At 44.6% G+C, this 14,713-nt stretch carries 13 protein-coding genes; all 13 read right to left on the reverse strand.

What is annotated here, in order from left to right; genetic code table 11:
• Window positions 1-413 precede the first annotated feature (413 nt).
• Window positions 414-2,429: an NAD-dependent DNA ligase LigA gene (gene ligA, locus C1I60_RS03135; RefSeq protein ID WP_137060445.1), complete on the reverse strand. Its 2,016-nt coding sequence runs from the start codon at window positions 2,427-2,429 to the stop codon at window positions 414-416.
• 88 nt (window positions 2,430-2,517) lie between these two features.
• Entirely contained in the window at window positions 2,518-4,842 is a 2,325-nt protein-coding gene (gene pcrA / locus C1I60_RS03140) for a DNA helicase PcrA (RefSeq protein ID WP_137060446.1), read from the reverse strand.
• Window positions 4,843-4,883: 41 nt separating this feature from the next.
• Window positions 4,884-5,576 (reverse strand): heptaprenylglyceryl phosphate synthase, encoded by a 693-nt coding sequence (gene pcrB, locus C1I60_RS03145; protein ID WP_491844688.1) that lies wholly within the window; start codon window positions 5,574-5,576, stop codon window positions 4,884-4,886.
• Window positions 5,577-5,778: 202 nt separating this feature from the next.
• Complete coding sequence (locus C1I60_RS03150; protein ID WP_137060447.1) at window positions 5,779-7,179, reverse strand: undecaprenyl-phosphate glucose phosphotransferase; 1,401 nt, start codon at window positions 7,177-7,179, stop codon at window positions 5,779-5,781.
• Entirely contained in the window at window positions 7,176-8,084 is a 909-nt protein-coding gene (locus C1I60_RS03155; RefSeq protein ID WP_137060448.1) for a glycosyltransferase family 2 protein, read from the reverse strand. The genes C1I60_RS03150 and C1I60_RS03155 overlap by 4 nt, the downstream gene beginning before the upstream one ends.
• A 269-nt stretch (window positions 8,085-8,353) precedes the next feature.
• Window positions 8,354-8,446: a putative holin-like toxin gene (locus C1I60_RS25135; protein ID WP_219727884.1), complete on the reverse strand. Its 93-nt coding sequence runs from the start codon at window positions 8,444-8,446 to the stop codon at window positions 8,354-8,356.
• Between the two features lie 222 nt (window positions 8,447-8,668).
• Entirely contained in the window at window positions 8,669-9,592 is a 924-nt protein-coding gene (locus C1I60_RS03160; protein ID WP_252361540.1) for a glycosyltransferase family 2 protein, read from the reverse strand.
• A gap of 149 nt (window positions 9,593-9,741) precedes the next feature.
• Window positions 9,742-10,617 carry a dTDP-4-dehydrorhamnose reductase gene (gene rfbD / locus C1I60_RS03165; RefSeq protein WP_137060450.1) on the reverse strand — a complete coding sequence of 292 codons (876 nt, stop codon included), beginning with the start codon at window positions 10,615-10,617 and terminating at the stop codon, window positions 9,742-9,744.
• A gap of 2 nt (window positions 10,618-10,619) precedes the next feature.
• The gene (gene rfbB / locus C1I60_RS03170; RefSeq protein ID WP_137060451.1) at window positions 10,620-11,639 is read right to left on the reverse strand and encodes a dTDP-glucose 4,6-dehydratase; all 1,020 of its coding nucleotides are present in this window, start codon (window positions 11,637-11,639) and stop codon (window positions 10,620-10,622) included.
• Window positions 11,640-11,750: 111 nt separating this feature from the next.
• On the reverse strand, window positions 11,751-12,299 hold the full coding sequence (gene rfbC, locus C1I60_RS03175; RefSeq protein ID WP_137060452.1) for a dTDP-4-dehydrorhamnose 3,5-epimerase: 549 nt from the start codon (window positions 12,297-12,299) through the stop codon (window positions 11,751-11,753).
• A 22-nt stretch (window positions 12,300-12,321) separates the two neighbouring features.
• A complete protein-coding gene (locus C1I60_RS03180) occupies window positions 12,322-13,065 on the reverse strand; it encodes a sugar phosphate nucleotidyltransferase (RefSeq protein ID WP_137060453.1) in 744 nt (247 codons plus the stop codon).
• Entirely contained in the window at window positions 13,062-13,883 is an 822-nt protein-coding gene (locus C1I60_RS03185; RefSeq protein ID WP_137060454.1) for a glycosyltransferase family 2 protein, read from the reverse strand. The genes C1I60_RS03180 and C1I60_RS03185 overlap by 4 nt, the downstream gene beginning before the upstream one ends.
• Before the next feature lie 19 nt (window positions 13,884-13,902).
• A partial coding sequence (locus C1I60_RS03190; RefSeq protein ID WP_212734422.1) for a sugar phosphate isomerase/epimerase family protein occupies window positions 13,903-14,713 on the reverse strand: 811 nt, incomplete at its 5' end.

Consider the following 14,713-nt stretch of genomic DNA (forward strand, 5'->3'; position numbering starts at 1 on the left):
GGATCAAACTCTCCATTAAAGACCAACCGAAGCTGGTTTATAGAAAGAGCGATTCGCTCATTTTTAATGCTAGCGATTCTTCTTTAATATAAAGAAGAAATCTTTATTTTCATCATCCATTTGTTCAGTTTTCAAAGAACTTGTCTGTCCTCGTTTCTTCAACGAGTCAGGAATTAGATCATATCATGTCGGTTGCTTTCTTGTCAAATCTTTTTTTGATTTTCTTTTAGCATCCTCCACTTCGAGAAATGTTATTCTCAAAGCAACGTCTAATAATGTAACATGCCTAAAGTTATTTAGCAAGCATTTTTTTAATTTCTTTTTCCACAGCTATAATACCTCCTACTTTAAACAGTAGATAACAAAACAGCCACCCCGCAATAGAGCGGAATGGCTGTACTCTTGCAAACGAATTATTCTTGCTCCAGCAGTCTGATGAATTCATCCTCATCTTCTATGGTATCAATTCCGAGCTGTTGGGCCTTGGCTAGTTTACTGCCCGCCTTTTCACCAGCTATGACTAGATCCGTCTTTTTCGATACAGACCCTGTCACATGGGCCCCGAGTGCCTCCAGCTTGGAAGCAGCTTCATCACGCGTAAGCTGATGCAAGGTACCTGTAAGCACAACCGTTTTGCCACTGAAAAAGCTGTCTGTCTTCTTCTCCTGTCGAGCTTCGGGCGTCTTAGCCTTCACCCCTAGGGATAACATCTTTTCAATCCCTGATTGGGTAAATGGATCAGCAAAGAAGGCAACAATACTTTCAGCTACAATCCCGCCTACATCCGGCAATTCTATCAATTCCTCCACTGTAGCGGACATGACCTTGTGCAAATCACGGTAATGGTCAGCCAACATGCGCGTCGTCGCTTTACCTGTATTGGGTATACCGAGGGCATAAAGGAATGATGCCAAATCCCTTTCTTTACTCTTCTCAAGCGCTGCCAAAAGGTTATTGGCTTTTTTCTCACCAAATCGCTCCAGCTTCACAAGATCATCAAATTGGAGTTTATACAGATCCGCAGGCTCGCGCACTTCCAATTCGTCATGCAGTTGGATTGCTGTTTTGTCGCTGAAGGTTTCAATATCCATGGCATCACGTGACGCAAAATGGGAAATACGAGCCACAATCTGCGGCTTACACCCCAGCTTATTATCGCAGAATAAATGAGCCCCTCGCTGCTGCAATGGGAATCCACAGGCTGGACAATGATCCGGTACGATAATTTCCTCTCCGTCATTCTCAGACGTAACTTTTCCCAAAATTTCCGGGATGACATCATTCGAACGACGGATAAATACACGAGCACCCAAAGAGAACTTCAGATTTTTTCGCTCGATATCCCCAGCATTGTTCAGTGTACAATTTTGTACGGTTACTCCCGCCAGTTCTACCGGTTCTACCCTTGCCAGTGGAGTAATTTTACCCGTACGACCTACATTCCACTCAACAGCGTTAAGCACCGTGGTCGTTTCCTCCGCCTCGAACTTATATGCCACTGCCCAGCGCGGAAATTTATCGGTATAGCCGAGAACCTCACGTGTGCGCATATCCGTAATTTTGAGTACCGCCCCGTCAATGAGATAATCCAGTCCGGCACGAGACTCTTCGATATCAGTCAGTTGTTCCATAGCATCATCAAAATCGTCAAAGTAAGTCAGATACGGATTCACCTTAAAATGATTGTCACGCAGGAACGTCATCATCTCCTGGTGGCTACTAAACTGGATGCGGTCCGCGTACCCCACATTGTAGAAGAATGCATTCAGCCGCCGCTCTGCTGTCGCTTTGGGATTCAAATTACGCAGAGCGCCAGCTGCGGCATTGCGTGCATTTTTAAGAGGGTCCACAGCGGTCTCATTATATTTCGCCAGCACAGACAGATTCATAATGCCTTCTCCCTGTACTTCAATGGTCCCATCCTGAAAAGGAATCGTAAGCGGCACAGATTTAATGGTCTTCACCTGTGCCAGTATTCCCTCGCCCACCACGCCATTGCCGCGTGTAGAAGCCTGTACCAGCTTCCCGTCGGTATAAGTCAGGTTCAGCGTCAGTCCATCAAATTTAAGCTCTATCGCATATCCCGGAGGCGGTAAAGGCTGCTCTGGGTTCTTGGTGTTGTAATCGTTGACCAGCTTCACGACACGCGCGTTCCAGGCACGCAGCTGCTCCACATTCTGTGCTTTATCCAAGCTCCATAATGGGGCGAGGTGGCGATGCGGTGTGAAGCCTTTGAGTAACTCCCCGCCTACACGCTGTGTCGGCGAATCCGGCAGCACAAGACCGCTCGTCTTTTCAAGCGTTACCAGTTCGTCATAAAGCACATCATATTCTTTGTCGCTGATCTTGGGCTCATCCAGTGTGTAATAATGATAGTTATATGTGTTCAGTTCAGCAACAAGCTGCTCCATCCTGTGCATTGGGTTCATGCAGGCGTATCCCTCCGGGAACTTCATCAGGGCAGAGGCCTAAACCAAGCTGCCGCCGTGAGGTTCGAGATTTAATGATGTTTGAGATTTATTCTACTTTTGTAATAGGTGCAAAGCCAGCCAGCAGGCGTTTAACTCCTACCGGAGCCGGGAAAGCGATCTGAAGCTCCATATCATTGCCTGTACCTTTTACAGCTACAATGGTCCCAATTCCCCACTTGCCATGCTGTACCTTGTCTCCGGCAACAAAAATGGAGGGGCCTCCTGCCGAAGTAGCCGGAGTTGGTTTCGCGGATGAAAATGTCGTTACGGTTACGCGGGGCGACGCGGAAGCGGACGAACCACTACGGCTCATCGTATCAAGGGAACGCTCTCCACCAAAGTTACTGCCGCTGGTTTTACCCAGCCCACGTCCGCCATAGGAGCCGCCTACACTTCCTGAGCGGCGATAGCGGTCACGCTTGATGATCGTATCCTCTTTGAGCTCATCCGGAATCTCTTCAAGAAAGCGGGACGGTGGATTAGCGGTGGTACGACCAAACAGCGTGCGCATCTGTGCGCATGTAAGGAATAGTTGCTCCTCTGCACGAGTAATCCCGACATAGGCCAGCCTCCGCTCTTCCTCCAGCTCTTCATTGTCCAAAAAGGCCCGACTGTGAGGGAATACCCCCTCCTCCATACCGACAATAAAAACGATTGGGAACTCCAGTCCTTTTGCGCTATGCATAGTCATCAATACAACAGCATCTCTTTGTTCCTCTTCATCGTCATTCATGGAATCAATATCCGCGATAAGAGCAAGATCGGTCAGGAAGGAGACGAGTGACTTGTCCTCCGCTCCTTTTTCAAATTCCATCGTTACCGACAGGAACTCATCAATATTCTCCAAACGTGAGCGTGATTCGAGCGTATTCTCGTTTTGCAGTTCCAGTCGATATTGGCTGGTTTCTAGCATTTTTTCCGTTAACTCGGTAACCGACAGATAGTCCACCATCCGACTCAAGCCTTCGATCATGTCGTAAAACTCGACAAGCGCATTACGTGTACGTCCGGCAAAGCCCAAATCGTCTACCACCTGCAACACACGGAAAATAGAAACTCCACGCTCCGCTGCGGCTGCCTGCAATTTACCGACCGTTGTATCCCCGATACTCCGTTTTGGCACATTAATGATTCGGATCAAGCTGATATCGTCATCAGGATTGGAGAGCAGACGAAGATACGCCAGTAAGTCCTTAATCTCTTTGCGATCATAGAACTTGATGCCGCCAACGATCTGGTATGGAATATCTGATTTGATCAAAATTTCCTCGACAACCCGTGACTGAGCATTGGTACGATACAAAATAGCATGATGGCTATAGGTTTTGCCTGCATTGATATTTTTATGAATTTCCGAGGCGATAAAATAGCCCTCATCATGCTCCGAGTCAGCCCGGTAAACTTTAATCTTGGCCCCGCCTTCTTTGTCGGTCCATAGCTTCTTCGGCTTGCGGCCTGTATTTAGTCCAATCACTTCATTGGCAGCATTCAGAATATTCGAGGTTGACCGATAGTTTTGCTCCAGCAAAATGGTACGTGCTTCCGGGTAGTCCTCTTCAAAGTTCAAAATGTTGCTGATATCCGCCCCGCGCCAACGATAGATGGACTGATCACTGTCACCTACTACGCAAATCCGGTGATGCTTGTCAGCCAACATTTTACACAGCATATACTGTGCACGGTTCGTATCCTGATATTCATCGACATGAATGTATTGAAATTTCTTCTGATAGAAGTCCAGCACTTCAGGTACTTCTTTAAATAGTTGAATGGTTGCCATAATCAGATCATCAAAATCCAGAGAGTTGTTGTTTTTGAGACGTTGTTGGTATTTGGTGTATACCTTCGCCACAATTCCCTCAAAATAGTCGCCAATCTTGCGCTCATACATTTCAGGAGTGACCAGTTCATTTTTAGCTGTGCTCATCATGGACTGAACCGCTTTGGGTTCGAACTTTTTGGTGTCTATGTTCAGATCCTTCATGCAGCTCCGAATGACAGACAACTGATCTGTAGAATCGAGAATGCTGAAATTGGAGGTAAATCCAATCCGCTCGATATCTCGGCGCAAAATACGCACACACATGGAGTGAAAGGTGGATACCCACACATCTCTCCCCTGCGGGCCAATCAGCTTGGATACGCGATCCTGCATTTCACGCGCGGCCTTGTTCGTAAAGGTAATTGCCAAAATGCCCCATGGAGCCGTCTTGCGGGTCGCGATGAGGTAGGCAATCCGGTGCGTGAGCACCCGGGTCTTGCCGCTACCCGCGCCAGCCATAATCAGCAGGGGTCCGTCTGTCGCCTCCACTGCCTGACGCTGAGGCGGATTGAGGCGGGCTACAGCCTCGTGTATATCTATTGATTGCATGCGTGCATGCTCCTTTCTGCAAACTTCCATAAAATCAAGTTCTATACTTCCAATTTCACAGCTACCGTTTCCAGCGCTTTCGCCAAGTCACGATAAATGATATTCCCTACTACAATGGTGTCACAAACGGCAGCCGCTTGTAACGCGGTAGATTTATCCACGATACCCCCTCCATATAGGACACGGGCGCGCTCTGTACTGCGATGTATTTTTTGTACCAGTTCCATATCTCCAAAGGCACCGCTATACTCCACATATACAATCGGCAGATGCATGAGCTTGTCAGCAACCTGTGCATATGAAGCGGCAGACGAAGCATCGAGTGATGCATCCGCTCCGGTAAGCTTGGCCACCGTAGAATCACCATTCAAAACTATATATCCTTCTGTCACAATTAAATCCCAAGGGATCATATAACCAAACTGCTTAATCGCACGCTGGTGCTGTCCTACGATCCAATTACTGTCCGTGGTATTAAGCACCATTGGAATCATATACAGATCAAACCCAGGCACCACAGCCTCCAGATCGGACACTTCAAGTACACACGGCACCTCATAACGCCGAACCCGCGACAGCAAATCCACCGTATTTTCATAGGTAACGCCCGACGAGCCTCCTACCATTATGGCATCCGTACCAGACATACACACGGCATCCAGCCCCTCATCGTCCAGTTCCTTGTCAGGGTCCAGCTTAAATACATGCCTCCATAATTGAATCGAATCTGCCAACACACATTCCTCCAGCATCCATTGTGCTTTTGCCACGAACCGGTCTAGCCAGATTCCAATATCCAAAAGCGTTCTATGCTAAGTCTATGACAGTGCTCAAAAGGTGTCAATGTTCGTATTCGATGGGAACACTCCGTTCTCACTCAAAACAACTTCCAGACACAAAAACACCCTCCGGCTGAACCGAAGGGTGAATCCTGAATTAATACGCATTCTTGAAGCCGTTACGGATGGTGCGGAAAATAATTTTAATATCGAATAAGAGCGACCAATTCTCAATATAGAAAATATCATGCTTAATCCGTTCCTCAATGGACGTGTCACCACGAAGCCCGTTGCTCTGTGCCCAGCCTGTAATACCAGGACGAACATGGTGCTTCACCATATATTTTGGAATCTCCTCGCGGAACTGATCCACGTAATACGGGCGCTCCGGGCGAGGACCCACGACGCTCATATCTCCTAGTAGCACATTAAAAAATTGCGGCAGCTCGTCGAGACTCGTTTTACGAATAAAGGTGCCAAAGCGAGTACGCCGAGGGTCATTGGCCGTCGTCCAGCCTGTATCGTCAGTCCCGGGTGGCAGTACCTTCATTGAGCGGAATTTGTACATCATAAAGGTACGCCGATTCAAGCCCACCCGCTCCTGCTTAAAAATGACCGGGCCTCTCGATGTCGTCATCACGCCAATCGCCACTGCCAGCATAACCGGGGAAGTTAGAATAATAGCGAACAATGAGAACAGAATATCGAACGAACGCTTAAACAATCGGTTCCCCGCCACATCCAGCGGAATATCCCGTACATTAATCATTGGCATACCTGCAAAGTTATCAAAATACGGTCGAGCTGGCAGATAGTCGAAAAAGTCAGGGATAATGAGCGTGCGTACTCCAGCCTTTTCACACATATTGATAATCTTGGGGTACTTATCATGCGCATCCAGCGGAAGAGCCAAAATGACCTCGTCAATCATCATACGTGACAGCGTAGCTTCTAGCTGGTCCAAACCGCCAAGAATTGGACGAAAATTCGCTTCTTCCTCTTCATCCCAGTGGCGTTTATCATCGAGAAAACCCACCACTTCATATCCCAGATCAGGATACTGTCCAAGATTATGATAAAAGCGTTGGCCCAGAGTACCCGCCCCGAGAATGAGCATGAATTGCTTATTGTACCCTTTTTGGCGGAGAGCTTTCAGTACCTGTTTCAGAACATATCGATAAAACAAAATAAGCAGTACGTTCCCAATCATATAGATCGCCAGATAGGACCGCGAAATGTCGATTTGCTTCACAAAAAACATGACACTCAACAGCACGAATAGACCAACAATATGAATCTGGGTGACGCGAAATACGTCTTCTGCAAACCGTTTTTTGCGTTTGGGTGAATAAAGAGAGAATAACATCCCCAGCACCACGGCAATCAGACCGTAGATTAAGCTCCAGCCTCCATATACTTGAATAGGAAGCGGCTCTTGATAGGCAATCCATTCACTTTCAAATTTGAAGAACCAGGCGATCAGAAAGGATAACTGAATGACCGCGAAATCCGCCACAATATACAATTGGGTTAAAAAACGTTGATTTCTGCGTATCATGCTTTCACCTCAGTACGAGATTGTTCGCCACTGTCCGGCTTGGCCGGTGCAGTGAGCTTGTTTTTCAAAAAGGCCATTCCGAATTTCACCGTAATTCCCGCATAGACAGCCATGTTCGTGATCCAGCTATACTGCTGTTTATAATGCTTGCGGTGGAAGACCCACATGGCTCTATGAAACTCGTAAATAATTTTCAAAGGACGACGGCGAGCGCTGCCCCCTTTGATATGAATAATATATGTGCGCGGGTAGTAGTAAATGCCCCACCCCGCTTGCTTAATCCGGTAACACCAGTCAATGTCCTCACCATACATGAAAAAGGTTTCGTCCAAGCCGCCGACCTGTTCAATCGTCTCCCGACGCACCAGCATAAAAGCACCCACCAGCACATCCACTGGATACTCATCATCCGGGCTTAAATGCCCGAGCTGGTATTGATTGTACTTCGGGTTATCCGGGTAACGCTTCGACCAGCCGAAGGCGTAGTAAAAGGATGCAGAAGGCGTAGGAAACCCACGCTTACAAGCCTTATCCAGCGAACCATCTGGCAAAATAACCTTGCAGCCCGATGCTCCCATCTCCGGATGCGTATCCATGAACCGAATCATCGTATCCAGCGTGTCCGGCTGCACCAGCGTATCGGAATTCAACAACAATACGTAACGCCCGCCCGCTACCTCGATGCCCTGATTGTTTGCCTTGGCAAAACCTGTGTTATCCTCATTGGCAATCAACGTAATCTCCGGATATGCAGCACGAATGGCTTCCACAGACCCATCATTGGAGTGATTGTCGATAACAATCACTTCATATCGATATTGCGTCTCTGACGCATACACCGACTGCAAACAATCCAGCGTCAAACGGCATGTATTATAGTTGACGACCAGTATGCTTACATCCATATTTAAAACGCTCCTGACAAATTCAGTAATCTGTTCTACTATCGACTATTATAGCATACCCCACAGGTAACGGGGCGCAAAAAAGCACATAACCTGTAGCCTTGCACCGTTAGCAGGATTTTGCAAAATTCTTGAGGTATAAAAATCATCGTGGTAAGATATACATGGAAAAAGGGCTGGTGCCAGCCAGCCCCTGCGCAACCAACGCTCCAAGAGCGGACGGTTTTGGAACATCAGGCCGAAAATAGACCCTTCCTTTCGGGGGCGGTCTATTTTCGTTTGTTAAACTCTAACAGTGTGACGATCAACGCCCCGAACGTCAGCATTAAACTGAGCGCCTCAAACACTGTCACAGGCTTCACCCCCCTCCTCGGGAGAGTTAGCCGACCGCCCTTGTCAGCCTATATCGGTTGCACCCTTCAATTATACTATATTTTTCCATAAAGGAACATGTATTCGATGATGTTTTGTTGAAATAGTCTTAAGGCTTTTATAATCAACCGAATCTATCTAATCATCCTCTTTATCTTTTATCATTTGACGCTTCTAGATGGAAAAAAGTTGCAGACGTTTTATTCATGTTTCTATAATTTACCCAGTACGAAAACTAGCTTATAAATCCAGTTGTCCATTCGTGACTGTCTATAAAATGGAGAATGCCATATATATTTCATACGGGAAAATATCCCTTTTTGATAGCTGTTCAGGAACTGATCAATATCTTTATACATACGAGGAGACAAATCTTGTCCATACAGTTGAATGAACTGCCGGGCTTGTTTGCTTAGAATATAGCGATTTTTTCCTTTTACAAATCTGTTTAGCCTTTTCCTCCACTTGCTTGTCCATCCATCCGTAGAGCCCCCAAGCACATTATTTTGATGCTGCCGATATAAAATGGAGGGATTAGGGTCGAACACAACCTCACCCAAAGAAGATACACATAAGTAAATCCACCAGTCATGCATTATAATGTTTTTAAAAGAAGCCGGAATTCTCTTCTTCACTAATTGGAGTGCTTCTTTGTTGATCACCATGGTACAACCTACACATACATTCTCAATTAAAGCATTATAAAAAGACAAAGGTTTAGGAATATCTGCTGGCCATACCTTAAGAGGTTCCAACGTGTGAGAAACCATTTGCGTGGCAGAACAGTACATCAACGGTTGGCCCTCCTCTCTTTCATTAAGAAGAGATACAGCTTGGGCAAGCTTGTTCGGCATCCACACATCGTCCTGATCACAGAACGCGTAATAGTCGAAAGTCTCAGACGATCTTTGAACCAGATTAAAGAAACTTTCAATAACCCCTTTGTTGATTTCAGGACATAAAATGATTTGGTGGGGATGTTTCTGCTTCAGGGCATTCAACTTTACGACTGTACTATCCGTAGAACCATCATCACGAATTAGAATCTGAAAATCTACATCTTTTTGATTTAACAAGCTTTCAATTTGTTCCTCTAAATAAACTGCTCCATTATATGTAGATAATAAAATTTGCACACTGGGCCTGTTCAGAATGATGCCCTCCTTATAGCTGAAAAATGATTGAACTAATTATAATACTTATTGAACTTAATCGACATATGTGTCTACATAATAAAATCTCCCAATCATAACATGATGGGAGATCGCTGTAGGTTAGTGTACCTTTACTTGCTCGAACTTGCTAGATATTCTTTTAAAAAATCTCGCAGTCCCTCACGCCAAGCACGCAAATCATTCAGCCCATTTGTTCGGATCGCAATATGTTCCATCACGGAATTACGTGGACGAGCTGCTGGTCTAGGGAATTGCTCCGTGCTGCATGGCTCCAGTTTTGCTGTGATCTTGGCACCTAATATTTCCGCCGCATCCTGCAAGATAGCTTGCGTAAATTCATACCAGGTACAGGCGCCGCTGTTGGAAGCATGGTATACGCCGTACTTCTCAGTTTGAACCAACTCCGCTAAAAAGCGGGCCAAATCCACCGTATAGGTAGGTGAACCCTTCTGGTCGTTCACAACCTGAAGTTGTGGTTTTTCCTGCCCAAGCTTCAACATCGTTTTAACAAAATTATTACCATGCAGTCCATACACCCAAGATGTACGAACAATAAAGTACCTGGAGGAAAGCGTCTTGGTCAATATCTCGCCCGCCCGTTTGGACTTTCCGTAGATGCTCTGCGGATTCGTATTATCATACTCATGGTAAGGGTTCTCCGCTGTTCCATCGAACACGTAATCTGTGCTGATATAAACCAGCTTGGCTCCTGCTTTTTCTGCGGCCAGTGCCATATTACGTGTTCCTGCCGCATTTACTTGATAAGCCCCGTCTACATCGGACTCCGCTGCATCCACTGCCGTATACGCTGCACAATGGATGACAGCGTCAGGTTGGTATTGTCCTACGCTCTTCACAGCTTGCTCCAAATTCGTTATATCCAGCTGTTCCCGATCGTATCCAAGGACATCATGTCCTTGCTCCTGAAAAACCTTTACTACGTCTTTACCGAGTTGACCGGATGCTCCAGTAACCAGTACCTTCATCTTTAAGCATCCCCCAAGCGGGAACCATACTGCTTAGTATAATATTGTTGGTATTCGCCGGACTGAATACGAGTCCACCATTCTTTGTTGTCCAAGTACCAACGAATCGTTTCTTTAATGCCCGTTTCAAAAGAGTGTTTTGGCTTCCAGCCCAACTCGTTCATGGTTTTGGTTGGGTCAATACCGTAACGACGGTCATGTCCTGGACGATCCTGTACATACGAAATTAGAGATTCTGGCTTGCCCAGCTCCTCCAATACCGTTTTGACGATATGCACATTTGTCCGCTCGTTATTTCCCCCGATATTGTATACTTCACCCAGCTTCCCCTGATGAATGACCAGATCAATTGCGCTGCAATGATCCTCTACATACAACCAGTCGCGGATGTTCAAGCCATCTCCGTACACAGGAAGCTGTTGGTCGCTCAACGCACGTGAGATCATAAGCGGTATCAGCTTTTCCGGGAACTGGTACGGGCCATAGTTGTTGGAACAACGTGTGATATTCACGGGTAGACCAAAGGTCTCATGATATGCACGAACCAACAAATCGCCGCCTGCCTTGGACGCAGAGTAAGGACTATTAGGTTGCAGTGGAGTTTCCTCCGTAAACAAGCCAGTTTCACCCAGAGAGCCATACACCTCATCTGTTGATACCTGTACAAACTTGGTCACGTTATATTTCTTGGCTGCGTCCAGTAGCACTTGCGTACCCAATACGTTTGTTTTCACAAACACTTCCGGTTCCAAAATACTTCGATCCACATGTGACTCCGCTGCAAAATTCACCACCACGTCAATTCCCTGCTGCATCAACTGGTCAATCGCTTGTGCGTCGGTAATATCTGCTTTCACGAAGGTATGTTTGGGGTGAGTTTCGATGGATTTCAAGTTTTCCAGGTTACCTGCATACGTAAGCGCATCTATATTCACAATTTCGTAATCTGGGTGCTGCTTTAACATGTACAATACAAAGTTACTGCCAATAAACCCGGCACCGCCGGTGACAAGAAGTTTCATAAAGACCTCCTAAAACGTGCTTTAATACATACAACATATGCTTTTGAGCTAATAACGAACAAAGATGAGTTTATTATTAGTTCAATTGTCTATATAATTGTGACTAATTCTTTAATCAAAATTAATGTCTGCATCGGCTAGTACTGGATGCTTCTGATCCTTCTCCGAAAGAATAGCATGAGAAGTCGGCCAGTCAATTCCCAGTGCAGGATCATTCCACAGGATACCGCGATCATTTTCAGGTGAATAATATTCGTCTACCTTATACAGCACCTGGGTATTGGGAACAAGCGTACAGAATCCATGAGCAAAGCCTTTAGGCACCAGTAACTGACGTCTATTATGCTCGCTTAAAATCACTCCAACCCATTGACCGAATGTCGGGGAACTTTTACGAATATCCAAAATAACATCGTATATGGCTCCAGAAATCACACGAATGAGTTTAGTCTGTGCTTTAGGATTAAGCTGGTAATGCAAACCACGAATCACGCCAGTTTCTACAGATAAAGACTGATTATCCTGAATAAAAGCATAATTAATACCGTTTTCTTTCATGATCTGTTCATTGTAACTTTCCATAAAAAAACCACGGTGATCACCATGAACCACTGGTTCAATGATTTTTGCACCTTCCAGTTTCAAAGGGATTACCTTCATTCGTCCGCATCCTCCCTTTATTTTAAAGCTTTAGCTTTCCAAACTCTTCGCCAAACACGATATCCTTGGCCAATTCATTAGCACGCGCAAGTGATGGGTGAGTTCCCGCGTCCGTCCACCATCCTTGAAGGACATCATACGTCAATGTTCCATTAGCAATATATGCATTGTTAACGTCAGTGATCTCAAGTTCTCCACGAGCAGAAGGTTCAAGCGTTTTTACAATTTCAAACACACTATGATCGAACATATAAATGCCTGTTACGGCATAATCACTTTTTGGTTCTTTAGGTTTTTCTTCAATGGATACAATCCGCTCCCCTTGAAGCTCAGCCACTCCAAAACGGTGTGGATCTTGTACCTGTTGAAGAAGGATCTTCGCCCCCGTGATTTGATTACGGAAATTGTCCACAAATGGTGCAATGTCATCTTCAAATACATTATCGCCCAAAATAACGACCATTTGATCATCGCCTACAAATTGTTCAGCCAGATCAAGGGCTTGTGCGATCCCACCTGCTTCGTCCTGAACTTTATAAGTGAATGTTACGCCCATTTCACGACCGCTACCAAGAAGGTTAACGACATCTCCCATATGCTCTTTACCTGTAACGATAAGGATATCGTGTATGTCAGCTTGCTTGAGCTTGGATACAGAATGGAAAATCATTGGGTACTTACCAACGGGTAATAAATGCTTATTTGTTACTTTAGTTAAGGGGTAGAGACGTGAGCCTGTACCACCAGCAAGTATTATACCTTTCATTGCTCCTCCTTAATTGCTTTCAGATTATTTTTGGAATCATATTTGCCCAAATATAAGTTTAACAATATTTTAATAAGCAGCATATTCCCTCGCAATGGACTAATCTTAGTAGGTATCTTTCCCTTTGGATATGAGCGTTCAACTGGAATCTCCGTGACTTTATAGCCTAATTTGGGCGCTTTAACTGACAAATAGCCCAAAAGCTCGTAAGTCTCAAAAACATCTCTAAAAGGATGTAAATGGGGATCTTTTAAAAACCGAGCAGAATGGGCCCTAAATCCATTGGTAGTGTCTGTATAATGATATCCTGCAACTAGTGATATAAACGGTGCATGAATAAGTTTAATAGCAAGTTTTCTAGAGATAGGAGTATTTATTTCCTTACCTCCTGGTACATACCTTGAACCTTGAATAAAATCATACCCTTCGTCAAGTTTCTGAATGAACTCAGGAATTGACTCAACGCTATCTTTATTATTCCCATCCACAGTAATGATGCCCTCATATTGTTCTTGTAATGCGTAAGCGAATCCCATCCGTAGTTGTGCACTTAATTTACCCTTATCTTTTTTAACTAGAATAGCTCTTACATGATTATCTAAAAGAAATGATTCATCTAAGGAACCATCGGTGCTCCCACCGTCTAGAATAATAATATCAACAGTTTCTGCAAGTGATTTTAACTTGTTAAGTTGTTTTTGAATTTTTATTCCTTCGTTAATAACAGGAATACATACACAGTATTTACTATTTTTCGACTTAAATTCTTTAAGCTCAAAATTAGGAATTTCCCAATTTTTATTTTCAATTACATTCATTGGCGGGATATTCTCCTTATTAAGCGTAAATTTCTGAAGCGTATATTAGAGCTTGTTCAACATTAGCTACATTCGGATTGTCCCCATTTTTCATTTCAATAGAAACCCAATTTCTATAGCCTGTTTCTTTGAGAACCTCTGCTATTTCCCTATGCGTTGAAACACTGTCCTTGCCCCCGACCTTATTAAGATAGGGTTCGCTAATATGGAAATGACTTAAATAAGGCATACTTTTTTCAATAGTTGAAGAAACATCCTCGTTATTTAAAGTAAGAGCACCCGCATCCAGATGCAATTGAAAACCAGGATGGTTGACTTCCCGAACCAGTTGTAAACCTTCTTCACTATTTGTAATGAAATCACAACCATATTGAGAGGGATTGGGCTCTATACACAAGGTTACATTTTCTGTAACAGCAGCCTCAGCAAGTTCCGCAAAAAATGGAATAGCAATGTCCAGTTGCTCATTTTTAGATAGACCATTGGAAAGTCGGTTTTTAGGAGATCCAAATACTAGTGCTTTAACACCTATTTTACCCGCCAAGCCCATTATACCAATTACATAATCTTTTAGCTTATTACGAGATTCAACATCTGGAAACAAAGCCAACCCATGCTGTCCAAATAATAATGATTGCATAGCAATTAAATGAATATTTCTTTGTTCCCAATATTGCTTAAATTGTAGTAATTCGTTAGTTTCGCAATCTAATGGACGTTGCCAAAATTTAGTAGGGGCAATTTCTAGTCCACGAATGCCAAGTTTATTAAGCAACACAATGATATCTTCATCCTCATTACTATTCCACGCAATATTGGAAATAGAAAGT

Origin of the sequence: Paenibacillus terrae (genome assembly GCF_005217525.1) — a bacterium.
Classification (GTDB): domain Bacteria; phylum Bacillota; class Bacilli; order Paenibacillales; family Paenibacillaceae; genus Paenibacillus; species Paenibacillus terrae_C.